Source organism: Pantoea sp. MQR6, assembly GCF_022761075.1.
Classification (GTDB): Bacteria; Pseudomonadota; Gammaproteobacteria; order Enterobacterales; family Enterobacteriaceae; genus Pantoea; species Pantoea phytostimulans.
Genome location: NZ_JAKYXB010000003.1, coordinates 73,844 through 98,937, shown reverse-complemented (window position 1 = coordinate 98,937; position 25,094 = coordinate 73,844). Strand labels below are relative to the sequence as shown.

The following is a 25,094-nucleotide window of genomic DNA, read 5'->3' as shown; positions in this document are numbered from 1 at the left end:
TGTTCAAATTTCCTGAAAGAGAACCGGGATGTCCAAAGAACGTGCGTTAACCCTTGAAGCTTTGCGTGTGATGGATGCGATTGATCGACGTGGAAGTTTCGCTGCAGCGGCTGATGAGCTAGGACGTGTCCCTTCTGCTCTCAGTTACACCATGCAGAAGCTGGAAGAAGAGTTGGATGTGGTGTTGTTTGACCGTTCAGGTCACCGTACCAAATTCACTAATGTCGGACGCATGCTGCTTGAGCGCGGCCGCGTGCTGCTAGAAGCGGCAGACAAACTCACCACCGATGCTGAAGCGTTAGCGCGCGGTTGGGAAACGCACTTAACCATCGTGACAGAAGCGTTGGTGCGGACAGAAGCGCTGTTTCCGCTGGTGACAAAGCTGGCAGATAAAGCCAATACGCAGATCTCATTAGTGACTGAAGTGTTAGCAGGCGCGTGGGAAAGACTGGAGCAAGGCCGGGCAGATATCGTGATTGCACCGGATCTCCATTTCCGGGCATCGACTGAAATCAACACCCGCAAGCTCTACACCATGATGAGTGTCTATGTCGCCAGCGCAGATCACCCGATTCACAACGAGCCAGAACCGCAATCAGAAGTCACGCGAGTGAAATATCGCGGTATTGCGGTGGCGGATACCGCACGTGAGCGCCCGGTTTTAACCGTGCAATTGCTGGATAAACAGCAGCGCCTCACGGTAAGCAGCATGGATGATAAACGGCGCGCCTTGCTGGCAGGGCTGGGCGTTGCGACTATGCCTTATCCGCTGGTAGAGCAAGATATTGCCGAAGGACGCCTGCGCGTAGTGAGCCCGGAATATACCCGTGAAGTGGATATCATCATGGCGTGGCGACGCGACAGCATGGGCGAAGCAAAAGCCTGGTGTTTACGTGAAATCCCACGCTTGCTGGCAAAAAAGAACGGATAGTTTTAGGGATGCGCTCAGCATCCCGCTCTCGCATACCTACAAACGACTTAAACAATCCATCGCTACCGCTTTAAAACTGCCAAAATCAGCGCTGTCACGTAATCGGGTCATCGCACGCTCACGCAAGAAGGTCACGAACAGATCATAAATTGCCATCGCCTCTTCATATTCGCTTTTACTGATCGCCAGCAGGAAAATCACATACGCCGTATCATCGCCCCACGCAATGCCTTGCGGAGCCAATACGGTATAGACAACGGTTTTCTTCGCCAGTAAACCCAGCGAGTGTGGCAGCGCAATGCCTTCACCCAACATGGTACTGACAATCGCTTCACGCTCCTCTACCGACGGGTAAAATTCAGCATCAACAAACCCTTCCGCTTCTAACTGTTTGCAGAGTTGACCGAAGAGCTGCGACTGTGTCATCGGACGATCAACGATCAAGAAGTGCTGGGCATCAAAAAATTTCTCTAACATATAGGGACGCGTGCGATCCACCAGCACCAGTTTGCCTATCTGCTCAAGTTGAAAACCGGTGGGAAAAGGCGACATCACCACCACCGGCTTCTCTTTCTCACTGAGACGAATGGTCGAAATGACAAAATCTTCGTCAATGCGCGTGCGCGCCTCATATTCCCGCTGTGATAAACGTGCCGTCACCTGCAACTGCGGGTATTTACGCATCAGCATCGCTTCGATCATTCGTAGCGTTGAATTGCCGCTATCGCAGACCAGCAGCACTTGCGGATGACGCTGATATCCCACGTCATAATGTCGCTCCAGCCCTACGCCAATATGCAGTACCAGGAAGCCAATTTCATTTTCGCTGATGACGTAAGGCGTATATTTCCCCCAGCTGGTTACGGCCGCCAGCGTCACATCATAGGCCATTGGATAATGCTGCTTGATGTTATCTAACAGCGGGTTAGGAATATGAATTTGGTAGCGCACCCGCGTAATCATGGTTTTGATATGCGTAAGCAGGTCGGCGCGCAGTTGTTCATCGCTTTGCAGGTTGAAGTTGTAATGGTTATTGATGTAGCTGAGCAGATAATCCACCAGCGCGTCGGCATCATCGGCATTGATAGCGCTGGGCGCAACATCCTGAATTCGCCGCGCCGCAATATTCACCCGTAGCCAGTTCTCTTCCGCCGGAGAAATAGGTTTGCTTACCAGCGGGCGCAGTTGATTAATCAGATCATGTGCTGCTTCACGCACTTCATCGCCAATATCTTCCGCGCCAGGATCGTTGAGCGGATAACCTTCACTGATCCGCCGTACCGCTACCGCGCAGTAAAGCCGCAAATAGCGCTCACCTTCATCGCTGAGGCGAATGTTGTGACAGGCAAAACAGCGTTGCAGCATCGGCTGTAGGCTCGCCAAAATGCCGCGGTTCAACGCTTCAATTGTCACTAGCGGACTGTCGGGTTGTTCCTGATCGATTTGCCACAGCAGGTCAGTTAAGCAGGTACGAATCGCGACCTCGCTACCAAACAGCTTCATACCGTAATGCGGCTTGCTTTCAATGGTGAGGTGATAACGCCCCAGCCATTCACGGACTTCAGCCATATCGTTCTGAAGCGTGGCGCGGCTGACAAACCACTCTTCAGCCAGATCCTCTAGCTTGAGTGAATAGGCGGCGGTCAGAAAGCGAGTCAGTAGATAGCGAATCCGGTCTGGTGAAGTTCGCGGCACCCGCAACGGCGAACGGGTTTGCTGCTGCAGATGCTGGAAACGCTGCGCATCGTCCACTTTTAGCTGATAGCCCGCTCCGCGATTCAGGACAAACTGTGCGCCATGCTGCTCCAGTAACGCATTGAGCGCGGTGATGTCGGTGCGCACAGTACGCGTTGAAACGGCAAAGCGCCGCGCCAGTTCATCCTGCGGCAGCGTTTCGTTTTTCAAGGCGTCAAACAGTTGCGCAAGGCGTTGATTGGGAAATCTCACAATATTGTCCCTGTTGCAGCAGTTGGAAAAAAGGCTTCCAAAACGTTAGCTTACGGTTATGAAAAATCCAACGTCCATGTTGCTGTACGCCCTCATATTGTGTGTGAAGGCGCGAGATTGATCGTCAGGCCAACAGTTTCTTGCATATCGCCAGAAGCTGGCGCACATCTTCTACGCGCGTTTCGCCGCTGGCTTTATCAATGATCGCGCTGTAGACGTGTGGGATCACTTTGCTGACGCCTGCGTCTAACGCAATACGCAGGATCTCTTCTACGTTTTCCAGATCGATGCCGCCAGTGGGTTCCAGCCAGAAATCGTGTTTGGCGCAGGCTTCTGCCACCGCACGATACTCATCCACTGCCTCCAATCCGCCCATCGGGAAATATTTCACCGAGCTGCCGCCCATGTCTTTCAGCAGCGCGATAGCTGTTTCAATCGGCACAATGCCATCACTGCTTTGCGCGCTGAGCGGCCCGGTAGAGATTTTGACTTTACCTGGCGTTCCGGTCGGTGAAATCAAGCCATTTACCACAGTTTGTGATTGCCCCAACAGGGCGCGGCTGGTGCCCACACCGGTGAAAACCTGGTTGACGTGCTGCGGTTGCAGCACTGCGGAAATCTCGCTCACCATCATGGATTGATGAGGATCGCCCGCCCCTAATCCCACTGACAGCGCGTTATCAATCAGCGCCGCGTACTCGCGCATATCGGCTATCGCCGCCTCATTGCTGGCGTAGTTTTTCGACAGCACACCGACCAAAACATGCCCTTCTGCCGCTTGCCAAATGTCGCGCGCATTCTCTTTCGATCCTGCCAGCACGTTGAGGCACAAACGATCCTGATAAAAATTGGGTGTCAGCGTCATGCTTTTTTTGCCTCATTTAACAGTGCCTGAATAGACGTGAAAATAACCTGTAACTGCTCGGCACTGACGCTGCGAACATCAGCTTCGATGATGCCTTCGTTGGCTTTATAGCCGCGGAAGTAAATGGCAATGTCGCCGGTTTTCAGCGCCTGAACCAGATCGCCGGTGCGCTGGTTGATCACTGACTCATCAAATTTGATTTCAGCGCGCGCAATATCTCGTCCAGCGGCGTCCCACACCACACGCGCTGTGACGCCGCTGAGGGTGTTGAGATTTTCAATGAAGGGCGTCATTTTTTCTACCATCTGCGCACCGCTGGTTTTCTCGTGTGTCAGATAGTTTTCAATCGCCTGCGTCAGGCCAAGAATGCCCTCTTTGCCGACTTTCATTGCGCGGCCAATGCCGTTGCTCTGGCGTTTTACCCATTCCACATAATGCTTTTTGCCAATCACCAGCCCGCTGGTAGGGCCTTCAATGGCTTTTGCACCGCTATAGATCACCAGATCTGCACCGAACTGGTAATAGCACTGCAAATCCTCTTCAGCGGCGGCATCAACGATTAACGGTACACCATGCTTACGCGCTACCACAGCGGCCTGCTCAACGCTGAGATGGCTTTTTTGCACGCAGTGATGGGATTTAACATAGAGGATCGCTGCCGTTTGCGGCGTGATGGCTGCTGCCAGCTGTTCAGGCGAGCACTCATTGCTGTAGCCCGCTTCCACTAGCTTACCGCCACCCAACGCCACCATACTGCCCACCGGCGCGCCATAATTCACGTTATGCCCTTTGGGTACGACGATGTCGTGCGGCACGTTAAGCGGCGCGGCATGCAGATTATCCAACAGCCAGTCGTTGTCTTTGACAATAACCGCTGCCACGCTCTGCGCAATACCGGCTGAAGCACAAGACACCACCACAGCATCTTCAACCTGCAGCAAACCGGCAATATAGGCTCCGGTCTTGTCCACCAGATCTTTCATTTCGAAGTAGTGATCGAGGCCATACTTAACCGTATCAATGACGTCGGCTGATGGCGTAGAAACGCCGAGGATCGTCATGCGCCCCGAGGCGTTGATGACCTGCTTAAGGCCATATTTTTCATATAGTAGAGACATTGGCTTTCCCTTCTTCAGTCAGGATCCACTCTCCAGCCACAACAGCGGCTAGCGGAATCAGATGTTTCTCGCCCTCAACCCGTTCGCCTTCTGAATCGACGAACGGGTGAGCTTCCTCTTTGACGGTAAAAATGGTCAGGTCGGCGTCAAAACCGACCTCAAGGCGTCCTTTGTGCGTCAGGCGTAAGCCATCCGCAGCTTTCCAGGTTACGCAGTCGATCACTTGCGGCAGCGTCATGCCAACGCTGAAAAATTTCGACATCACGTGCGCCAGGTTATGCACGGGGCCGTTCAGGCGATTGCGACAGTAAATGTCAGAGCTGATGCTGTCGGGTAAAATGCCCTGCGCAATGGCCACCCGCGCCACGTCAAAGCTGAAGCTGGCGCTGCCGTGCCCCACATCCAGCCGCACACCACGAGCCAGAGCATTTTTCACGGCTGCCTTGAGTTCACCCTGCGGCGTTAAAATGCGATTGGGCTTGCCGTTGTAACAATGGGTGATGATGTCGCCAGAAGTGAGCAGATCGGCAATCTCGTCGAGATCGGGCGGGTTATTGCCGATGTGTACCATTAGCGGCAGATCGCCAACCGCTTTTTGAATCGCCTTGGCTTTGATCAACGGTTGAATGCCGTTTTCACCCACCACGCTGCTGCTCATCCGGGCTTTCAAACCAACAATAAAATCGGGCAGGCGCGCCACGGCTTGCTCAACCGCGGGGCCATCAATCTGCGTCATGTCCGCGAGTTCGTTCTGGGTGACGATACCGGTACGCGCAATATTAATCAGGGCATAAACCTGAGTTTGTGCCGCACGCGTCAACTGGTAGAAGTCGTCAATGTGTTGTGCGCCGGTGCTGCCCGCATCAATCACCGTGGTCACGCCGTGGTTAACGCCAATGGCATCGGCTTCATCATGGTATATCGGTGATTTGGGATAACAGTGAACGTGGGAATCGATCCACCCTGCGCTGAGGTAATAGCGTCCCGCCAGATTGCGTTCGCTTTTCGCTTTGCCCTGCACATCACCAATGGCGGCGATTTTTCCGTCCAGCACGGCGATATCGACCCGCTGCTCATCGCTTAATCGCGCGTCACGAATAATCAAGTCGAACATGGTTACTCCTTAACGGCGGCCCGCTGACGAGCCGCCTGATGCATCAAAGCGCAATCGGGAAAATGGCACCCAAAATCATCGCGCCGAGAATCGCGCCACCGGTAATCGGTTTGTTCCAGAGATAGAACAGCAACGCGCCCAGCAGCGAACCCAATCCAATAGGAATCGACGCCGCCATGGCAGAAAGAATGATTAAAGGGCCGAGAAAGCGGCCAGAAGCGTTACCGGCACCCATCATCACGTCCGCACCGTAAGTAGAGTCGCTTTGATTGATGGTGAATTTACGCGCCAGAATGATCAGGTAGCCGATCGCCAGGCCAATCACCAAACCGGTTACCAGCGAAGCTGCAAAATTCGCCACTGGAAACACAATGCCCGCGCCCAGCAACAGCGCCGGAACGCCGAGGCCAACGCCGGTTTGAATCGCACCACCGATGTCGAGAATGCCCACCAGCGAACCTTCAATAATGCGAGCGAACAAGAAGCTGGCACCAAACGCCGCCACCGCGCCGTAGACGCCGGTTTCCATGCCGGCACGCAGCATCGAGACAAACGCCACTTCGTTGAACGCACCGATCCCGTAAAGGTAATACATGTGCGTACCGGCGAAGACGCCAGAAGAGAGCAGACCGACAAAAATCGGGAAGGACCAATCGGCGTACCAGAAGCTTTTATTTTCGTTCATCTTATTTGCCACTCATGGAGTTGTGAATGGAATCGAGCCAGCCCGGAATGCCTAACTGGAAAGATTGCAGCAGCTTCATGTCGAAGCCACGGAAGAAGCCGCTGAGCACGAACAGCAGAACGATGACAAACATCATGACTTTGGTAACTTTGTTCCAGCCGCTCTCTTCTACCCCTTTACCAATCAGAATACCCAGCACCAACCCCGGTACAGCATTGCCCATGATCAGCTGCGCCAGGCCGCCAAAAATCGTGGCCCAAAAGCCCGATTTCTTGCCCGCATCGATGGCTGCCAGCCAGAAGATCACCGGCATCACGGTGTTCACCAGCAGATTGGCTGCAGGTACTAATACTTTTACCGCCGTGACCTGCAATGCCGCGGGCACCGCCGATGCGGTTGAGTTAAGAAAGGCCACCACGATCATGCCGATAATGCCGCAGGCGATAGCCATTTTTTTCGGATCGTGCAGCGTTTCTGCCACGTTGCGATTCTTCACCATCAACGCTGCCGCGCCCCAGTTTGGAATGATGCGATGATCAACATCTTGCGTGAAGGAACCCGCCGCAACGGAAGAAGCCCAGGCGTTAAAGAAAAAACCGAGACCAAAGGAGAAGTGGGAAGCGGGATCGCCCTCACACGAGTTCAACTCGCCTAAGGTACGAAAAGCGCCCATGCCCTGCGTAGTGGGCGCATGGAACATACGTGCCGCACCCGCGCCAACGCCTACCCCCACTAATCCACCAATGATCAACGACTTAAACAAAATGATTAAAAACATATTTTTTTACCTTTGTTGTCGTCACTTACCCAAATACTCTGCGTTACTTAAAGGCGGCCAGCCTGAACCTCCACGCGTTGACTCAGTAAAGGAGTGGGACGCGAAGCTAACACCTCTGCAACCTGGAATTTGACGGGTAAATTTAGGGAGCCGCCGTGAACGCAACCTGTTCGGTATCGATCACGGTAACGCTGACGGTAATCTCCAGTTCAACGCTGTAGCTCCGCCGTTGGCGCGCCAAAAAGAAAAACAGGAATTTTTCGTTTTTAACGCTTTCCTGCGCACGTAAAACCCGCACATCTTCGGGCTCAATGCGCAACAGAATCTTTTGCGTCGCGCGCAGAACCTGGTTCTGCACGTGACTCAGCGCATCGGCGAATGCTTTCGCTTTGGTCTCGCCTTTACCCTGCACCGTCACCTGAGTAACGTATTGTTCTTTCATGGTTAGCTGCCGTATTTCTTGTTCCACGCCTGCACTAAGCGCTCGCCTAACTCTTCTTTGTCCATGAAGCCAAAACCTAAAACGGTTGCACCTTCATTAATGGCGGTAACGCCTTCGTCAATCGAACGCATGCCGTGCTTCGCTTTGTAGCCATATTTGTTCTGTGCGGTGATGGCACCTGCGCCGCCGCTGCCACAGAAGGAGATGCCAAAATCAGCGTTTTCCGCTTTCATGACGTCGCCTAACTTCATATCTGCCGCAACACCAGGAACAACCACCGCCCGGCCACCGGCTTTCTCAATGCCTGCCGCCACTTTCTGACCTTTACCTAAACGATCGCCAATCACTACAGTTACCATGTTGTGTTCCTCGGGTTATGTCTGCCTGGGCCGGATGTTTCTGCCCGTAACGTTTTCTTCGAGCCTTCACCGTCTTTGGTGAAGCCAGGTGAATTAATGGGTGCGTGCCACTTCGATATGAACGGACAGTAGCCACGCCTCTTCGCGCGGCAAATTGCCAAACAGATCCACCACCTGCTGCGACAGTTGCATGGTTTCTGGAGAGATATCCTCAAACAAGTCAGCTTCAACCTCTGGCAGCGGCTCGCCGGTTAACGAGCGCGATGCCATCGCACGTACGTGAGAAACCAGCATTTGCTGCTGAACCGCATTGGGTTGAATACCGTGTTGCGCATAGATCACAGCGATCTGCTGCAGCACTTTGTCTGCCAGCTGCTGGACTTCCTCCGGGGGTGCGTCTTGCACCTGGACGCCGTTTTTACTCACCTTGCTACTCCTGTTGAAACCGGATAATTCGCGTTGAAAATAAATTACGTGGAAGCAGGCAAGCTTTGGAGACGCATCTTTTCCAGATGGAAGTGGAAATCGACGTGAGCACAGTGCGCCAGATCGCAGGGTGCGTGTTTAGTGTGATAAAGGTCGCGTTATGCGTGATGTGCAGAAAGGAAGCGATGATTATGCGTAAGTCATGCAGGTGAATTCGATTGGCAACCTGTTGAAGCGTGAGGAAATAAGCAAAAGTTATGACAAAAAAAAGCCGGTCAGATGACCGGCACAGGAATTAGCGAAACTTCTTATGGTTAGCCGTGCGAATATCGTCCAGCTTTTTTGCTTCCGTTTTGGCGCCATCAATATTGTTTGATTTTGCCAGCTCGTTCACCACGTCGATCTGAGCAATTAGCGAATCCAGACCCGCGTGGAAATCTTTGATCTGTGCACTGTCAGCCGGTTGGCCTTCCAGTTTTTCTGGCGTTGATTTCTTCGCATCCTGCGCCGCCGAACGCATTTCACTTAACGCTTTTTGCATCTCCTGCGCATCGTCAGTTTTCTTGACGATTTTAAGATTGGCATTCAGCGTGTCCATATCGTGTTCCAACTCAGCCGCGTAGAGGCTGGCGCTGGAGAAGAGCAGAGAGAGAGACAACATTGCAATCACATGCTTACGCATCGTTTTTTCCTTTTTATTGTGGTCAAAAAAAAGCAGCCAATTGGCTGCTTTCAGGAATCGATGTCTTTATTGCCCGGCAATTTTCATCTCAGGCAGTAATACCGAGCCGCACTGAATATTGCTGCGGGTTTCGATATCGTTACCGACAGTGACCATGTTGCGCCACATATCCTTGAGATTACCGGCGATGGTGATTTCGCTTACCGGATACTGAATCTCACCATTTTCCACCCAGAACCCTGCGGCACCGCGTGAGTAATCGCCGGTAATGGCGCTAACGCCTTGCCCCATCAGCTCGGTTACCACTAAGCCAGTACCCATTTGCTTCAGTAAATCGTCAAAGCTATGGCCCTGTCCGGCGATGCGCCAGTTATGAATGCCGCCCGCGTGACCGGTGCTGGTTAAACCTAACTTACGTGCGGAATAGCTGGTCATCAGCCAGGTTTGCAGCACACCCTCTTTGATGATGTCACGCGCCTGGGTGCGCACGCCTTCGCTGTCGAACGGCGTAGAAGCCAGCCCTTTCAGCAGATGCGGCTGCTCATGAATGGTGAGCCATTCAGGCAGGATTTGCTGACCCAGTGAATCCAACAGGAAAGTGGATTTACGGTAAACGCTGCTGCCGCTGATAGCGCCAACCAAATGACCGAACAAGCCGGTCGCGACTTCAGGGGCGAAGATCACCGGCGCTTTCATGGTAGAAAGTTTACGCGGTGCCAGACGCGACAGCGTACGCCGTGCGCACTCTGCACCGACCCATTCGGGGCTTTTCAGATCCTCGAAAGCGCGACCAATGGTGTAAGCGTAATCACGCTCCATGTTGCCATCCTGCTCAGCAATCACACAGCTGGAGAGCGAATGGCGGCTTGAGCAATAGCTTTGCAGCATGCCGTGGCTGTTGCCAAAAACTTTGATCCCGACGTGGCTGTTAAAGCTGCCACCTTCGGTATTGGTGATGCGCTTGTCCGCTTGTAAAGAGGCTTGTTCCGCCTGCGCGGCCAGCTCAATAGCGCGATCGGCATCGATCTCCCACGGATGGTAAAGATCGAGATCCGGTGCGTCATAGGCCAGTAGATCGGCATCAGCCGGACCGGCAAAGGGATCGGGGGACGTGTAACGCGCAATATCAATCGCTGCCTGCACAGTACGCTTGATAGCGTCTGGGCTGAGGTCAGTCGATGAAGCGCTACCTTTACGATTTTGATGATAAACGGTGATGCCAAGCGCGCCGTCGCTGTTGAATTCGACATTTTCCACTTCACCGTAGCGCGTGCTGACACCGATGCCGGTCGTTTTACTTACCGCCACTTCTGCGCTGTCAGTACTTGCTTTAGCCAGTTCGAGCGCCTGTGCAATCGCCTGTTCCAACACTTTACGCTGTTCTGCAACTTGAGTAGATACGTTCATCGACCTGCCGTCTAATCTTATGATTGAATATTTTGAGTCTATCAGAGTCAGAGAACAATTTCGCAGTCACCCGATAAACTGGTAGGATTAGCCTCTTTTTTTTGGGAGCCCAGAAATGACCAAACAGCCCGATGAGTGGCTCGACGATGTGCCAGATAATCAGGAAGAAGAAGATGAAGAGATTATTTGGGTCAGTAAGAGCGAAATTAAACGCGATGCTGAAGAGCTAAAACGCCTGGGTGCCGAACTGGTCGATCTGGGCAAAAATGCCCTCGATAAGATTCCGTTGGATGAGCGTTTGCGTGCCGAGATCGAACTGGCGGGGCGAATTAAGAAAGAAGGTCGCCGCCGTCAATTGCAGTTAATCGGTAAGATCATGCGCAGCATGGACGTAGAACCGATCCGCCAGGCGCTGGATAAGCTGAAGAACCGCCACAACCAGCAGGTTGCGCTGTTCCATAAGCTGGAAGCGCTGCGTGACCGTATGATCGAACAAGGCGATGACGCAATGACAGATGTGATTGCGCTCTATCCCCATGCTGATCGTCAGCAGCTGCGCAGCATGATCCGTAATGCGCAGAAAGAGAAAGCCGCTAACAAGCCGCCTAAATCCGCACGACTGATTTTCCAGTACTTGCGTGAGTTAGCTGAAGGTTAAAAAAATGGCGGGTTAATAAACCCGCCATTTTTCTTTTTATTGAGCTACGACGCTATTTTTGTAACCTATCCAGCAGTTTCTGATGTATCCCACCAAATCCGCCGTTACTCATCACCAGAATCGAATCACCGGGTTGTGCAGCTTTTGCCACCATTTCCACCAGCGTATCAATATCTGCCGTGCAGTGTGCCGGTTGCATGCAGGCTTCTGCGACATCTGAGACTTGCCACGGAATGTGATGCGGCTGGAACAAGAAGACTTCATCGGCGCGTGCCAGCGAAGGGGCTAACTCGTTTTTATTCACGCCCATTTTCATGGTATTGGAACGCGGCTCCAGCACCGCCAGAATGCGTGCCGTACCACCGACTTTGCTGCGCAGCGCGGCAAGCGTTGCCAGAATAGCCGTCGGGTGGTGAGCAAAATCGTCGTACACTTTGATGCCATTAACATCACCGCGCAGCTCAAGGCGACGGCGGGCATTGATAAAGCTGTCCAGCGCCTGGCCCGCATCTTCTGGCCTTACACCGACATGACGGGCGGCAGCGATCGCCATTAAACCATTATGCATATTGTGTTCGCCAACCAGCGCCCAGTTCACCTCACCCACTTTTGCGCCATCGAGATAGATTTCCCAGTGTGACGCATCAGGTTTCAGCTTTTTCGCCTGCCAATGACCATTATCGCCAACGCTCTCTTGCTCGCTCCAGCAACCCATCGCCATCACCTGCTTCAGGTTATTATCGTGTTCTGGCAGCAGGATCTTGCCCTGGCCCGGCACGATGCGGATCAGATGATGAAACTGCTTCTGGATCGCTTTCAGATCGTCAAAGATATCGGCGTGATCGAATTCGAGGTTATTCAGAATCAAGGTGCGTGGGCAGTAATGAACAAACTTGGAACGCTTGTCGAAAAACGCGCAATCGTACTCATCCGCTTCAATCACGAAGAATGGACTTTTTCCTAATTTTGCCGACACATCGAAGTTGCCCGGTACGCCACCGATAATGAAGCCCGGTTCGAGACCGCAAGACTCAAGAATCCACGCTGCCATGCCGGCTGTGGTGGTTTTCCCATGGGTTCCGGCGACAGCCAGCACCCAACGATCGCGCAAGACAAAATCATGCAACCATTGCGGGCCGGAGAGGTAAGGAATGTTACGTTCCAGTACCGCTTCCACACAAGGATTGCCGCGCGTCATCGCATTGCCGATGATCACCAGGTCCGGTGCCGGATCGAGCTGGGAGACATCGTAACCTTCTGTTAATTCAATGCCTTGCTGCTCAAGCAGCGTGCTCATTGGTGGATAAACGTTGGCGTCTGATCCCGTCACCTGATGACCCAACGAACGCCCCAGCATCGCCAATCCGCCCATAAAAGTGCCACAAATCCCAAGGATGTGAATGCGCATATCAAAGTCCATTACCTAAAAGTTCGGCGCACAGTGTAACGCCGGTCGCAGACGGAAGAAACGGATTAGGACTATGGTTTTTAAAGTTCAATCGGCTAAACTGCGTACGCATACGTTGGTGGTTTGTTACGCATGCTGCCACTCCATCGAAGATTCAGGGAATGTGTTATGAAAACGTTAGGCGAATTTATCGTCGAGAAGCAACACGACTTTCCGCACGCCACAGGCGAACTGACCGCATTGATTTCAGCGATCAAGCTTGGGGCCAAAATCATCCACCGCGACATTAACAAAGCCGGCTTAGTGGATATTCTAGGCGCAAGTGGTGTTGAAAATGTTCAGGGTGAACAGCAGATGAAACTGGATCTGTTCGCCAACGAAAAACTGAAAGCAGCATTGAAAGCACGTGGCATTGTTGCTGGTATCGCGTCTGAAGAAGAAGACGAATTCGTTATTTTTGAAGGTGAAGAGAACGGTAAGTATGTGGTGTTGATGGATCCACTGGATGGCTCTTCCAACATCGACGTTAACGTTTCTGTCGGCACCATCTTCTCGATTTATCGCCGCGTGAGCGAGCCCGGCACGCCCGTTGTCGAAGCTGACTTCATGCAGCCAGGAAACAAGCAGGTTGCTGCGGGTTACGTGGTTTACGGCTCATCCACCATGATGGTTTACACCACCGGTTGTGGCGTGCATGCGTTTACTTACGATCCGTCGCTCGGCGTGTTCTGCCTGAGCCACGAACGCATGACCTACCCAGAAAAGGGTTACACCTATTCTATCAACGAAGGGAATTACATTCGTTTCCCACAGGGTGTGAAAAAGTATCTTAAATTCTGTCAGGAAGAAGATATTGAGACCAAGCGCCCTTATACCTCACGCTATATCGGCTCGCTGGTGGCGGATTTCCACCGTAACCTGCTGAAAGGTGGCATCTACCTTTACCCGAGCACGGCCAGTCATACCAAAGGTAAGCTGCGTTTACTGTACGAATGCAACCCAATGGCGTTTCTCGCGGAGCAAGCAGGCGGTAAAGCCAGCGATGGTCAAAACCGTATTCTGGACATTCCTCCTGTCACGCTACACCAGCGTTGCCCGTTCTACTGTGGCAATGAAGCGATGGTCAATGATGTGGAGCGCTTCCTGCGCGAATTCCCAGATTGCCGTCAAGGTTAATCATGAAGGGCGCGATGATCGCGCCCTTTTTTGTATCAGGCTTCCTGCAATCGAAATTGCGCCATCGTTGCCTGTAGATGTTCAGATTGTGCCTCAAGCGATTGCGTTGCCGCCGTTGCCTGCTCCACCAGCGCCGCATTCTGTTGCGCCACTTCATCCATTTGCGTCACCGCCTGATTAACCTGCTCGATACCGCGACTCTGCTCTTCAGATGCCAGCGAAATCTCTTTCATCAATGCTGTCACGCGCATCACTTCGCCCGAAATCTCATCCATGGTTTCGCCCGCTTTGGTCGCCATATCGCTGCCTTCTTTAACGCGCGTCTGCGAATCACTGATCAAGGTACGAATTTCTTTCGCCGCATTAGCACTGCGTTGTGCTAGCGTGCGCACCTCATTGGCAACGACGGCAAAGCCTCGTCCTTGTTCGCCCGCACGTGCGGCTTCTACAGCCGCATTCAGCGCCAGGATATTGGTCTGGAAGGCGATGCCATCAATCACGCTAAGAATGTCACCAATGCGATGGGCACTTTCAGTGATTTCACTCATCTTCTCCATCACATAACTCACCACTTCCGCGCCGCGATCGGCGGTATCAGAAACGCTCTTGGCCAATTGGTTCGCTTGCTGCGCATTGGTGGCGTTGAGGCGCACAGTGGCGGTTAACTGTTCCATACTGGCGGCGGTTTGCTCCAGCGAGGCTGCAGATTCCTCAGTACGCTGCGAGAGATGAACATTGCCTGCCGCCAGCTCCCGGCTGCCAACGTCAATTTGCATGCTGGCTTCACGCACCTGATTTACAGAGGTACGTAACGCTTGCTGCATCTCGGCCAGTGCATTATTCAGTCGCCCTAATTCATTGTTACCCGCCAGCGGCAAGGTGTGCGACAAATCGCCAACCGCCACTTGCTCCAGATGCAAGATGGCGCTGTTCAGCGGCTGCAACAACATGCGGCGCAACAGCTGCCAGGCCAACACCAACAGCAGCAGCGAGAGCGCCACCGCGACGGCGATCAGCACTTTCATCTTGGTTTCGTTATAGGCCGCCTGCTCCAGCTGCGCAGCGGTGACGCCATTGGCGTATTGCCCAAAATCTGCCACCGCTTTGCTGTATTTGTCCGCCAGCGTAGGGAGATCGCCTTCCAGCAGCTGGTAATATTCGTCGTTGTACTGTTTATCCAGCGCGCTCATCATCGGTGTGATGCCCTGCTCCAGATAGGCTTTGTAGCTCGAGACCACCGCATCAGCCAGTTTTTTGCCGTGCTCAGTAACAGTGCCCGCATCAATAAACTGTTTTAGACTTTTTTGCGAATCGATGACATCGGCTTGCGCCTGTTTCGTCACGACTGCGCCCTCGTCCAGCAAACCAATTTCAATTTTTCGCACGGCCAGCGCCGCTAAAGTGCGGGCGCGCATCAGCTCAGCATTGCTCTGGTAAAGATTGTTCAATTCGATGCCCTGAATGCGATTGATTACATCCAGCGATCGGTTCCCTTTGTTGATTGCCACAATTCCCATAAAACTCACCGCCAACAGCAGCAGTGTCATAAACGCCAGCATAGCCAGCAACCCGGTGCGTAGTGATAACTGTTTCATCTCGATAGATTCCATGTGTGTAGTAAAGGCAAAAAAATCCAAAAGCCCTAAAACGGGAAAGGTATCGGCTATTACGTGGCGAAACTTTAACCTTGATAGATGGTCAGCTGCTTGACCATCACGGATACATCAATCAAGCTGAACTCTGCCTCATCATTTAGAAAGAGAATGACAATGAAAAAATGGCTTCCTTTGGCGCTGACTCTCGTTAGCAGCAGCGCGATGGCGCAGAAATCCGCGATTGACGATACGCTGGATCACTGCATGGAAGGCGCATCCACAACCTCAGCAATGACGCAATGCTACGGCGATGCAAATCAAGCCTGGGACAAAGAGTTGAATAATCAGTATGGGAAACTGATGAAAAAATTGAGTGGTGAGCCTAAAGCCAAATTACGTGCTGCACAGCGTAATTGGCTAACTTATCGCGACAGTTGGCTGGACGCCGGTCGCAGCCGTTATCGCGATCAGGGCACCTTGGGCACGGTGTCGCTCAGCGCGCAAAGCGTCAGTGTGGTGCGTAATCAGGCGATGCTGCTGCAATCAATGAATAAAGGGAGTTGCGCCAATCCTGATGATTGTTGATAAATGGACGCGGTAATATCGCGTATGTGCTGACATGGGTTGGCGCACTCATCCATTTTCAGGGAGAAAACATGGCTGCTTATGCCTCGACTTTTATTTTAATCTGCCTTGCCGTCCTCAGTTATTTCGTCCACAACAGCGCCGTGACGATTTCCATTCTGATTTTACTGGTGATCAAAATTACGCCCCTGGCACAATTTTTCCCCTATGTGGAAAAACAGGGCATCACGTTGGGCATTATTATTCTTACCGTTGCTGTGATGGCCCCGCTGGCCAGCGGTTCACTGCCCGCCTCAAGCCTGATTAAATCTTTTGCTAACTGGCAATCACTTGTGGCGATTGTGGTGGGCATTTTTGTTGCCTGGCTCGGTGGACGTGGCGTGAGTTTAATGAGTCTGAACCCTACCATTATTGGCGGATTGCTCATTGGCACAGTGATTGGCGTAGCCTTCTTTCGCGGCGTACCGGTCGGACCACTGATAGCTGCGGGCATTGTCTCGCTGTTTGTCACGCAGAAGTAGCGTTGAGGCGCATTCCGAAACGCCAAAAAGGGGGCATACTTTCAGAGTCAGTTGGCTATAATAGCCGACACTCAACATACGACTACTGAAGGAATGCCCGATGAGTTTGAACCAGGTGCCAGCAGGTAAAGACCTGCCAGAAGATATCTACGTAATCATTGAGATCCCGGCCAATGCCGATCCGATCAAATATGAAGTTGATAAAGAGTCTGGTGCCCTGTTTGTAGACCGCTTTATGTCTACCGCCATGTTCTATCCGTGCAACTACGGCTACATCAACCACACCTTATCTTTGGATGGTGATCCGGTTGACGTGCTGGTACCGACCCAATATCCACTGGTACCAGGCTCCGTAATCCGCTGCCGTCCAGTTGGCGTGCTGAAAATGACCGACGAGTCTGGCGAAGATGCCAAACTGGTTGCGGTTCCGCACACCAAACTCTCTAAAGAGTACGATCACATCAAAGATGTGAACGACCTGCCAGAACTGCTGCGCGCACAGATCACCCACTTCTTTGAACACTACAAAGATTTGGAGAAAGGCAAATGGGTGAAAGTTGACGGCTGGGATAACGCCGAAGCTGCGAAAGCAGAAATCATTGCCTCTTATGAGCGCGCTCAGAAGAAATAATTCTGTTGCCGAGCCATAAAAAAACACCGTCCAACTGGACGGTGTTTTTGTTTAGGCTTCTGGTTCCTCATCGCGCTTTAGCCAGTCGCCGCTGGTGATACGCTGGCGTCCAGCCACCGAGCGTTGATAAACATAAAGCCATGCACTGCCAAACGGCGTCTGCATGAGATGACGTTTGTACTCTCCACCCTTGGTACGTAGCGCATCCAGCTCGCCAAGAGTGGAAGCATCGATGCGGTACACTTCGCAGTGTACCGTTCCATTGCCCTGGATGACGCCGGGATAATGACCAAGACTGTAGAGCTCGAAGCCCTCAATCGGGTAATCACCCAGCCATTGCGCGTTCGTCATCCAATGACTGTTTCCCTGTTTGCGCCTTAAACTGCCGTAAACAATTATTCGCATTGCTAAAACTCAAACTGATAGAGCAAATCGAGAGCCTGGTCCACGCCGGACACGGCTTCCAGATAGAGTTTGGGCATCAGGCGGTAACGCAAGGTTAACGTCGCCAGTGAATCAAAAATGCCAACACCGTATTTTACTTGTAGACCCGGCAGCACATAACCGCTGACCTGCACCTGCTGGCTGTCGCCAACACCTGCGGTATCAAGGGCAAGGTTGCTGACACCGAATGTCTCGCCGATTTTACCCACAACCTGCCCACTTTGTGCAACCCCTAAGCCAACCAATGCTGAAGTCAGTGCATTACTGTCACCATCACTGTTGAGTCCCTGACCGCGTAAAAGGTAAGAAAGCGCTTCCTGCTGGGACATCGCCGGATCAGCAAAGACCTCGACTTTCGGCTCATCCGCCAGACCAGTAACACGCAGGCCCGCCGTGACATCATCCTCTGTGGCTTCCGGGTTACGAATGGCTTCAAGGTTGACGTAAGGTTGATCGGGTGGTCCGGCAAACTGCAACTCACCTTTACGCACAATCAGATCCTGACCATACGCATGGAAACGACCAGAAGGAATATTGATTTGTCCGTTTAATCCCAATCCTGACTTATCCTGCACCAGTTTCAGATCGCCGTTCAGTTTCGCTTTCAAGCCAAAAGCAGAAAGCCGCACATCGTTGCCGACGTTAATAACCAGATTACTGTTGATCGGAATCGAGGCGGTTTTCGGCTGAATAGGTTTGAGGTTTTCATCCAGCATCACTGCATCGGATGAAACGCCGGTCGCACTTTCAGGTACTTCTTGCACCGTGATACGCGCCCAGGGAATATCAACACGTCCATCCAGACTGAAAGCAGCAGGTGTGGCTTCGAATACCAGATCCGGTGAGACATCCATGCGCACCATTGGCGGCACGGTAACGCGTATGCGGCTACCTTGCGCGGCGACTCGGGCGCGCCAGTTATCCAGCTGGCTCCAGTCAGCATTACCATTCAGGTTGATGTTACCCTGCGCGGTTTGGATCAACCCATTGAGCGTTGAACTCATGCCATTGAACACCAGGTTTAGGTTCGCCGCAGTGAGATCAACGGGCATGAAGCTGCCATCAACATCGACATCCTGCAGGCCAAGCTGACCAAACACCTGCGGCTGCTGCACGCTGCCGCCAAGGCGTAAACTGCTGTTGAGCTTGCCTTTGATCTGCTCGCCCTGCATCAGGGCCGGATTGATCATCGCCAACGAAATATTGCGAATGTTGACGTTACCGCCCAGCGTACGGCGATTTTCAGGATCGTTGATTTGGACATTGCCATCGAGCTGACCGTTATTCGCGATGCGAATCAGCCAATCGAGCTGCGCGCGACCGTTGCGCAGTGCGGCATTTAGATTAAGCGTATCGAAGGCAATGGGCAGCGTGTTGCCCTGCACATCCTGCTCAACTTTGACGCCATTACCCTTCAATGCCACTGTGCCGGTTGGCAAGCTACCGTCAGCACTCCAGTTTACGCGCACATCACCGCTGAACACGCCGTTGAGTTTGGTCGCATCGGGCATAAACGGTTTGATCATGGCCAGATCAAAGCGATTAAGCACCACATGCGCTTTTCCGCTCGGGCCCGCTTCAATCGGCTCCGGCACGCACAACTGCGCATTGGGGTTCTGCCAGCAATGCGCGCCAATGGTGGCGGTTTGTTTGGCGTTGAGATAATCGATCGCCATCGCCCGTGTCAGTCGCCATTCGCCTACTGGCGTGTCGAAGTGCGTGTTGTTCAGTGAGCCTTTCCAACGCTGCTGCTGGCGATCAAAGCTGCCGCTCAACGCCAGCTGACCGGAAACCGGTTTACCCTGAACATCGAGTTTGAGCTGATGCTGCTTTTCGTTACCGTCGGCATTCAGCGTCAACAGGTTAATGCTCAAGGCATCCTGTTTAAGCTGTTCAACGCGTAATTGCAGCTTGCCAGCGATTTGATCGCTGGAACGCACGTCACCATTCAGCGTAACGCGGTTGATTTGCAACTGTTGCCAACGCAAACCGGTAGCATTGAGGTCAGCCAATACCTGTGGTGCCTGCAATGTTCCGCGTGCTTTAAGGGTGCCTTTCACCACGCCGCCTAAGCCCGGCAAGGCATTATTGAGCTGTGGCGCATCAATGGTTGCGTCAAGGTTTACCGTATCGCCTAGCGCACCTTTTACGTCTAAATGGTTGCGGCCTAATGCCAGCTTGATACCGGGCACCGTCCATTGATTGTAGCTGTTACCGCTCAGTGAGCCGTCTGCGGTTACTGCGTTTTGCTTCACGTTTCCTTTCAACTGCAACTGCGGCACGCTGACTTGCCAGGTTCCGCCATACAGGCTGCCGCGCGTAGCGATCTTACCATCCAGCTTCGCCGGCCAATCGGGATACTGTTTTGCAGTATCAATTCCTGACAAGGTCAATTCGCTGCGCCAGCTGATCGCTTTGCTCCAATCCACCAGCGCGGTGAGATCGACATTGCCTTGCAGCGCGGCGACACGCAATTTATCCAGACTAAACTGCTGCACGTTGCCTTTGCCGTCGAGCGAGATCGTTGCTGGTGGCACCGCTTCGCCTTTCACTGCGGTACGCAGCGACATCACGTAATCAGTGGCTTTGCCTTTGAATTGATAATCAAGATTGTCAGCCTGATACAACACCGGACCGGTTAACGGCCAACGCAACTGTGGGCTGGTAAGTTTCAGCGAAAGGGGTAAACCCGCTACCGCTGGTTGCGTGGTCGCATCAAGTTGCGCACGCACCGGGCCGGATAAATTCAGCGCTAACGTCAATTCATCACGCATCGCCCCGTTTAGCTTCAATACGATGTTTTCGCCTTTAAGCGGATCCACGTTTGCCGTGCCGTTGAGCGAGAAATCCACCGGCCAGTTATCCGCTAACGTAGCCTGACCGCTGCCGTTGAGCTGCCCCAGATTAGAATCAACCTCCAGCGTGTGCAGCTGCATCTGGCGATCGGTGGTTTTCGCTTTTACCAGCAGGCGTTTAACTGAAATATCGGTGTCGCCAGTAATGCGCAGCTGTTCGCCCAGGATCGCCTGCACATCAATATCCAGCGGCAGCTGAAAATCGGGTAGCTCTGGCAGTAGCGGTTTGGCAAACATCGCCTGCAGCGTTTCACCCAGCGGTTTCTCATCTGGCTGCGGTTGCTGAACTTTGGGCTGAATCACCTGCTCATTAGCCACCTTCGCCGCTTTTGGTAAGGCGATCAGCAGGCTTTGAATATGGGTTGGACTCAACGTTAACGCCCGATCCTGCCACTGCAAGCCGGTGGTGAAATCCATCAGCGAAATCGCTGTATCATCCACTTTGACATTGACGTTGTGCAGGCCAAGATGGCGCAAGGTGATCGGATAAGGCGTGCTGAGATTGGTGCTACCGCCCTCTTCTTCTGGCGGTGGCGCGCTGGATGGCGTCATTTTTTTGCTGTCGACCACCACGCTAATATCTTTGAGCGTGACGTCATTAACGCACACCGACGAGTGCAGCAGGCAATTTAAATCCACCGCTAAATGGATATTGCCAGCATCAACGCTGACGCCGGGCATTTCATAACGCAGACCGTTAATCGACAGATTACGCCAGCCGCCTTCGACCTGTTTGATCGACAAGCCCGGCACCCAGCGTGATGCGCCATTTAGCACCAGATGTAAACCTGGTGTGGTGCCAATCAGAAATGCCACACCACCCACTAACAGCACCAGAAAGATCAGAATACCTATCAGGACCTTTTTCCACAGCTTCATAGTTCAGGCCCCAGTCCTACGTAAAATTGCAAACCATGTTCCTCGCGATCGCCAATCGGTCGGGCAATGTCGAACTTAATCGGCCCTACCGGCGATGACCAGCGCACGCCAACACCTGCGCCAGTTTTGAAATTACTCTGTTTGATGTCGTTAACGGCTTCACCAGAATCGACGAAGACCGCACCCCACCATTTTCCTGTCACGTTGTATTGATACTCCAGCGATCCTGTCGCCATTTTTGATGCGCCCGTTAGCTTGCCGTCATCATCACGCGGAGAGATATCTTTGTATTTGTAACCGCGAATACTGCGATCGCCCCCCGCAAAGAAACGCAGATCGGGCGGCACTTTTTCGAAATCGTTGGTTTCAATCCAGCCAACATTACCGCGTGCGACAAAGCGGTGATTATCGCCCAAGGTACGGATCCAGACGTTTTGTGCCTGAAGGATCAGGAAATCTACGTCTGAGCCCCAGGTTGTGTCAGAGACGTCCACGGAATAGCGCTGTGAATCGCCCCAGGTTGGCATCAGGCCGCCACGCGAACGGGTGCGGTTCACGCTAACGCCCGGATAGAGCAACATTGTGGTGTTAGTGACGCTGCCTTGGGTAAAGTGATCGAGGCTCCAGCGCAAGTTAACCGCTCTTTGCCAACCGGAACTGCTGTCCCAGTTACGCGAAACGGCTAACGTTGATGTATCAGATTGCGTGTCGTTGAGATCGGTACGCTTCAACCCGCCCGAGAAGGTGTAATACTGCTCCAGCGGACTTTTCAGCAGGGGAACTTTATAGCTGAGATCGAGCTGCTGCTCCGGTGCAGACACATAGGCGCTGGCTACCAGGCTATGACCCCGATCGTTTATCCAGGGTTTTCTCCAGGTGCCTTTCAGACGGGGACCGACGTCAGTGGAATAGCCAACACCGGTTTCAATGGTATTTTCGGTACGTGGCGACACCACCGCGCTCAGCGGCAGCACTTTGGTTTTTCGGCCTTCATTAAATTCTGGCGCCACCACCACGGAATTAAACCAACCGGTTGCAGAAAGACGACGGTTGAGTTCGGCTAAATCACGTGAGCTGTAGTAATCGCCCTTTTTGAAGGGCACCAGATTGCGCAGGTATTCGTCACGGATTTGCGATTTTTCGAACGTCACGTCGCCAAAACGATAGCGCGGGCCGCTGTCGTAATCGATATCCCAAAAGGCTTCACGCCGTTCTACAGATATGCCGAGCTGGCTCTGTTTGAAATCACCGTCGAAGTAACCGTTACGAAGAGCAAGGTTGGAAAAACCGCTTTTGAATTTGTCATACTGGCCGTGATTCAGCTGGGTGCCGACTTTCGGGCGGCCTTGTTCAACCCAGGCTTTGTAATCGGCATCGTTTCTGGCATCGCCTTCAACCACAATGGTGCTGCCGCCGATTCTTACCGGCTCTCCCGGCTTCACATGGGCAATCAATACTGGGCGGCCGCCCTGTGCAGGTGCCGGACGTGATTCAAAATCGATATCGGGTTCATAATAACCCAGTGCACGCAGCCCTTCTTTTACCGCTTCCGAAACGCGCGCGCGGAAACGGCCATCATTTGAGACCTCATCGCTGCCAATGGTGGACAAGCGCGCTCTGACATTTTTTTGCAAATCCCCGGTTAACCCTTCTACCTGCAATCGTACTGTCGCAGCCCCAAGGGAAGGCGCGGCAAGCAGCAGGCTGGCCATACAATAAATATGAAATCGTGGCACGGGTACTCCTGTTAATCATGCCGGCCCCTTTTCCGCAGGGCACTCATTAATCTTCTTTGCCTGCTCTTACGGCAAGGCAACACCATCATCATAGCCACACTTTTTTGCTAACGGTGGCGTAAAGGCGACATCTAAGTCAAATCGCCGACTATTGTCGGTAAATGCCGGGATCGATACAACAACCGTGCGGCCGATCGGCTTGTTCAGGTGCCTCACTCAGATTAATCTTACGGTTCTGTTCCCGGTTTCGCCTGACACTTCCCGCTTATGCTGCTATTCGCCCTCTGGCGGCAACATTGTGGCTGCTGCTATAATCAGCCACCACAGGCATATCGCCTGTTTTCATTTCTGCCCCGACAGTGATTTTCTTTGTCGAATTGGCGCAGACATTTTTGGCACGGATAGCCCAGATCGATGGGTAAGTACATGAAGTACGATCTTACCTCGCGCTGCCCAGGCCAAAAATGACAAGTGGATAACCCTTTGGATCTCATATGTTAGATAGCTTGCTTGTCATTCTTTTGCTGATCGTAATCAGTGCTTTTTTCTCCCTCTCGGAAATCTCGCTGGCCGCCGCCCGTAAGATCAAACTGAAACTGCTCGCCGATGAAGGCAACATTAATGCACAACGTGTGTTAAAGATGCAGGAAACGCCCGGAATGTTCTTCACCGTAGTGCAAATTGGTCTGAATGCGGTGGCTATTCTCGGCGGTATCGTCGGTGACGCGGCTTTTTCTCCCGCTTTCAACAGTTTGTTTAGCCGTTTTGTTGCCCCGGATCTTGCCGAGCAGCTCAGCTTTATCTGCTCCTTCACCATTGTCACCAGCCTGTTTATTTTGTTCGCCGACCTGACGCCAAAACGCGTCGGCATGATTGCGCCGGAAGCCGTTGCCTTGCGTATCATCAACCCCATGCGCTTCTGTTTAATGATCCTGCGCCCGCTGGTGTTTTTATTTAACGGTTTGGCTAACGTCTTCTTTCGCATCTTCAAGCTACCGATGGTGCGCAAAGATGACATCACCTCTGATGATATTTATGCGGTAGTTGAAGCCGGTGCGCTGGCGGGCGTGTTGCGTAAGCAAGAACACGAACTGATTGAAAACGTGTTTGAACTGGAATCACGTACCGTTCCTTCTTCAATGACCTCACGCGAAAATATCGTCTGGTTTGATTTGAATGAAGAAGAGAACAGCCTGAAAACCAAAATCGCGGAACATCCACATTCTAAGTTTTTAGTCTGTAGCGGCGACATTGACCACATCGTTGGCTACGTCGACTCCAAAGAACTGCTGCTACGCGTGTTGGGCAACCAAAGCATGACGCTGAACAGCGGGCTGCAAATTCGTTCGGCGTTGATTGTGCCAGACACGCTGACGCTTTCGGAGGCGCTGGAAAGCTTCAAAACCGCTGGTGACGATTTTGCCGTGATCATGAATGAATACGCGTTAGTCGTCGGTATCATCACGTTAAACGACGTTATGACCACGCTGATGGGCGATTTGGTTGGCCAAGGCATGGAAGAGCAAATTGTGGCGCGTGATGAGAATTCATGGCTGGTTGAGGGTGGTACGCCAATTGATGATGTGATGCGTGTGCTGCATATCGACGATTTTCCGCAGTCCGGTAACTACGAAACCATTGGCGGCTTCATGATGTTCATGCTGCGCAAAATCCCGAAACGTACCGATTTCGTGAAATTTGCTGGCTTCAAGTTTGAAGTGGTGGATATCGATAGCTATCGCATCGACCAGCTCTTAGTGACGCGGATAGAGGAACGTCCGCCGGTCTTAAACCTCACAAAAACCACTGAAGAGTAAAAATATTAAGGGCGCCGTTGGCGCCCTTTCTTTTG

At 52.6% G+C, this 25,094-nt stretch carries 23 protein-coding genes; 7 read left to right on the top strand and 16 right to left on the bottom strand.

Annotation, left to right across the window (positions count from 1 at the left end):
- Nucleotides 1-28 precede the first annotated feature (28 nt).
- On the top strand, nt 29-931 hold the full coding sequence (locus MUG06_RS13230) for a LysR family transcriptional regulator (protein ID WP_243078860.1): 903 nt from the start codon (nt 29-31) through the stop codon (nt 929-931).
- A gap of 36 nt (nt 932-967) precedes the next feature.
- On the opposite strand, the gene MUG06_RS13225 is transcribed toward MUG06_RS13230, so the two are convergent.
- From MUG06_RS13225 to pmbA, 11 genes are all read right to left on the bottom strand, one after another.
- The gene (locus MUG06_RS13225) at nt 968-2,878 is read right to left on the bottom strand and encodes a PRD domain-containing protein (protein ID WP_243078859.1); all 1,911 of its coding nucleotides are present in this window, start codon (nt 2,876-2,878) and stop codon (nt 968-970) included.
- Nucleotides 2,879-3,002: 124 nt separating this feature from the next.
- Nucleotides 3,003-3,743 (bottom strand): KDGP aldolase family protein, encoded by a 741-nt coding sequence (locus tag MUG06_RS13220; RefSeq protein ID WP_243078858.1) that lies wholly within the window; start codon nt 3,741-3,743, stop codon nt 3,003-3,005.
- Complete coding sequence (locus tag MUG06_RS13215; RefSeq protein WP_215845507.1) at nt 3,740-4,861, bottom strand: DgaE family pyridoxal phosphate-dependent ammonia lyase; 1,122 nt, start codon at nt 4,859-4,861, stop codon at nt 3,740-3,742. The genes MUG06_RS13220 and MUG06_RS13215 overlap by 4 nt, the downstream gene beginning before the upstream one ends.
- Entirely contained in the window at nt 4,845-5,975 is a 1,131-nt protein-coding gene (locus MUG06_RS13210; protein WP_215845506.1) for an amidohydrolase/deacetylase family metallohydrolase, read from the bottom strand. Before MUG06_RS13210 ends, MUG06_RS13215 begins: the two co-directional genes overlap by 17 nt.
- 43 nt (nt 5,976-6,018) lie before the next feature.
- Complete coding sequence (locus MUG06_RS13205) at nt 6,019-6,660, bottom strand: DUF4310 family protein (protein WP_215845505.1); 642 nt, start codon at nt 6,658-6,660, stop codon at nt 6,019-6,021.
- A gap of 1 nt (nt 6,661) precedes the next feature.
- The gene (locus MUG06_RS13200; protein ID WP_243078857.1) at nt 6,662-7,438 is read right to left on the bottom strand and encodes a DUF4311 domain-containing protein; all 777 of its coding nucleotides are present in this window, start codon (nt 7,436-7,438) and stop codon (nt 6,662-6,664) included.
- Between the two features lie 142 nt (nt 7,439-7,580).
- Nucleotides 7,581-7,880 (bottom strand): DUF4312 family protein, encoded by a 300-nt coding sequence (locus MUG06_RS13195; protein WP_215845504.1) that lies wholly within the window; start codon nt 7,878-7,880, stop codon nt 7,581-7,583.
- Between the two features lie 2 nt (nt 7,881-7,882).
- Complete coding sequence (locus MUG06_RS13190; protein ID WP_031376389.1) at nt 7,883-8,239, bottom strand: SFCGS family glycine-rich protein; 357 nt, start codon at nt 8,237-8,239, stop codon at nt 7,883-7,885.
- 93 nt (nt 8,240-8,332) lie between these two features.
- Nucleotides 8,333-8,665 carry a glycine dehydrogenase gene (locus tag MUG06_RS13185; RefSeq protein ID WP_243078856.1) on the bottom strand — a complete coding sequence of 111 codons (333 nt, stop codon included), beginning with the start codon at nt 8,663-8,665 and terminating at the stop codon, nt 8,333-8,335.
- Between the two features lie 295 nt (nt 8,666-8,960).
- A complete protein-coding gene (cybC, locus tag MUG06_RS13180) occupies nt 8,961-9,347 on the bottom strand; it encodes a cytochrome b562 (protein ID WP_215845503.1) in 387 nt (128 codons plus the stop codon).
- A 66-nt stretch (nt 9,348-9,413) separates the two neighbouring features.
- Nucleotides 9,414-10,754, bottom strand: a complete 1,341-nt coding sequence (gene pmbA / locus MUG06_RS13175; protein ID WP_215845502.1) for a metalloprotease PmbA — start codon at nt 10,752-10,754, stop codon at nt 9,414-9,416.
- Nucleotides 10,755-10,869: 115 nt separating this feature from the next.
- Between pmbA and yjgA the strand changes: the two genes are divergently transcribed.
- A complete protein-coding gene (gene yjgA, locus MUG06_RS13170; protein WP_215845501.1) occupies nt 10,870-11,412 on the top strand; it encodes a ribosome biogenesis factor YjgA in 543 nt (180 codons plus the stop codon).
- Between the two features lie 52 nt (nt 11,413-11,464).
- On the opposite strand, the gene mpl is transcribed toward yjgA, so the two are convergent.
- Complete coding sequence (gene mpl / locus MUG06_RS13165) at nt 11,465-12,820, bottom strand: UDP-N-acetylmuramate:L-alanyl-gamma-D-glutamyl-meso-diaminopimelate ligase (protein ID WP_243078855.1); 1,356 nt, start codon at nt 12,818-12,820, stop codon at nt 11,465-11,467.
- A gap of 168 nt (nt 12,821-12,988) precedes the next feature.
- Between mpl and fbp the strand changes: the two genes are divergently transcribed.
- Nucleotides 12,989-13,996 carry a class 1 fructose-bisphosphatase gene (gene fbp / locus MUG06_RS13160; protein WP_215845499.1) on the top strand — a complete coding sequence of 336 codons (1,008 nt, stop codon included), beginning with the start codon at nt 12,989-12,991 and terminating at the stop codon, nt 13,994-13,996.
- 35 nt (nt 13,997-14,031) lie between these two features.
- Here fbp and MUG06_RS13155 read toward each other — a convergent pair whose 3' ends face one another.
- The gene (locus MUG06_RS13155) at nt 14,032-15,591 is read right to left on the bottom strand and encodes a methyl-accepting chemotaxis protein (protein WP_243078854.1); all 1,560 of its coding nucleotides are present in this window, start codon (nt 15,589-15,591) and stop codon (nt 14,032-14,034) included.
- Nucleotides 15,592-15,765: 174 nt separating this feature from the next.
- On the opposite strand from MUG06_RS13155, the gene MUG06_RS13150 reads away from it, so the two are divergent.
- The 3 genes from MUG06_RS13150 (at nt 15,766) to ppa (ending at nt 17,328) form a co-directional block, all read left to right on the top strand.
- Nucleotides 15,766-16,176 carry a lysozyme inhibitor LprI family protein gene (locus MUG06_RS13150; protein ID WP_215845497.1) on the top strand — a complete coding sequence of 137 codons (411 nt, stop codon included), beginning with the start codon at nt 15,766-15,768 and terminating at the stop codon, nt 16,174-16,176.
- A gap of 71 nt (nt 16,177-16,247) precedes the next feature.
- Nucleotides 16,248-16,697 carry a DUF441 domain-containing protein gene (locus tag MUG06_RS13145; RefSeq protein WP_215845496.1) on the top strand — a complete coding sequence of 150 codons (450 nt, stop codon included), beginning with the start codon at nt 16,248-16,250 and terminating at the stop codon, nt 16,695-16,697.
- Nucleotides 16,698-16,797: 100 nt separating this feature from the next.
- Nucleotides 16,798-17,328 carry an inorganic diphosphatase gene (gene ppa, locus MUG06_RS13140; protein WP_215845495.1) on the top strand — a complete coding sequence of 177 codons (531 nt, stop codon included), beginning with the start codon at nt 16,798-16,800 and terminating at the stop codon, nt 17,326-17,328.
- Between the two features lie 51 nt (nt 17,329-17,379).
- On the opposite strand, the gene MUG06_RS13135 is transcribed toward ppa, so the two are convergent.
- Genes MUG06_RS13135 through MUG06_RS13125 form a run of 3 tightly spaced genes read right to left on the bottom strand, consistent with a single transcriptional unit; the run spans nt 17,380 to nt 23,218 of the window.
- On the bottom strand, nt 17,380-17,733 hold the full coding sequence (locus tag MUG06_RS13135; protein ID WP_215845494.1) for a gamma-glutamylcyclotransferase: 354 nt from the start codon (nt 17,731-17,733) through the stop codon (nt 17,380-17,382).
- A gap of 2 nt (nt 17,734-17,735) precedes the next feature.
- Complete coding sequence (locus MUG06_RS13130; RefSeq protein WP_243078853.1) at nt 17,736-21,506, bottom strand: translocation/assembly module TamB domain-containing protein; 3,771 nt, start codon at nt 21,504-21,506, stop codon at nt 17,736-17,738.
- A complete protein-coding gene (locus MUG06_RS13125) occupies nt 21,503-23,218 on the bottom strand; it encodes an autotransporter assembly complex family protein (protein WP_243079095.1) in 1,716 nt (571 codons plus the stop codon). Before MUG06_RS13125 ends, MUG06_RS13130 begins: the two co-directional genes overlap by 4 nt.
- Nucleotides 23,219-23,736: 518 nt before the next feature.
- Here MUG06_RS13125 and MUG06_RS13120 point away from each other — a divergent pair.
- The gene (locus MUG06_RS13120) at nt 23,737-25,059 is read left to right on the top strand and encodes a hemolysin family protein (RefSeq protein ID WP_243078852.1); all 1,323 of its coding nucleotides are present in this window, start codon (nt 23,737-23,739) and stop codon (nt 25,057-25,059) included.
- Nucleotides 25,060-25,094: the final 35 nt, after the last annotated feature.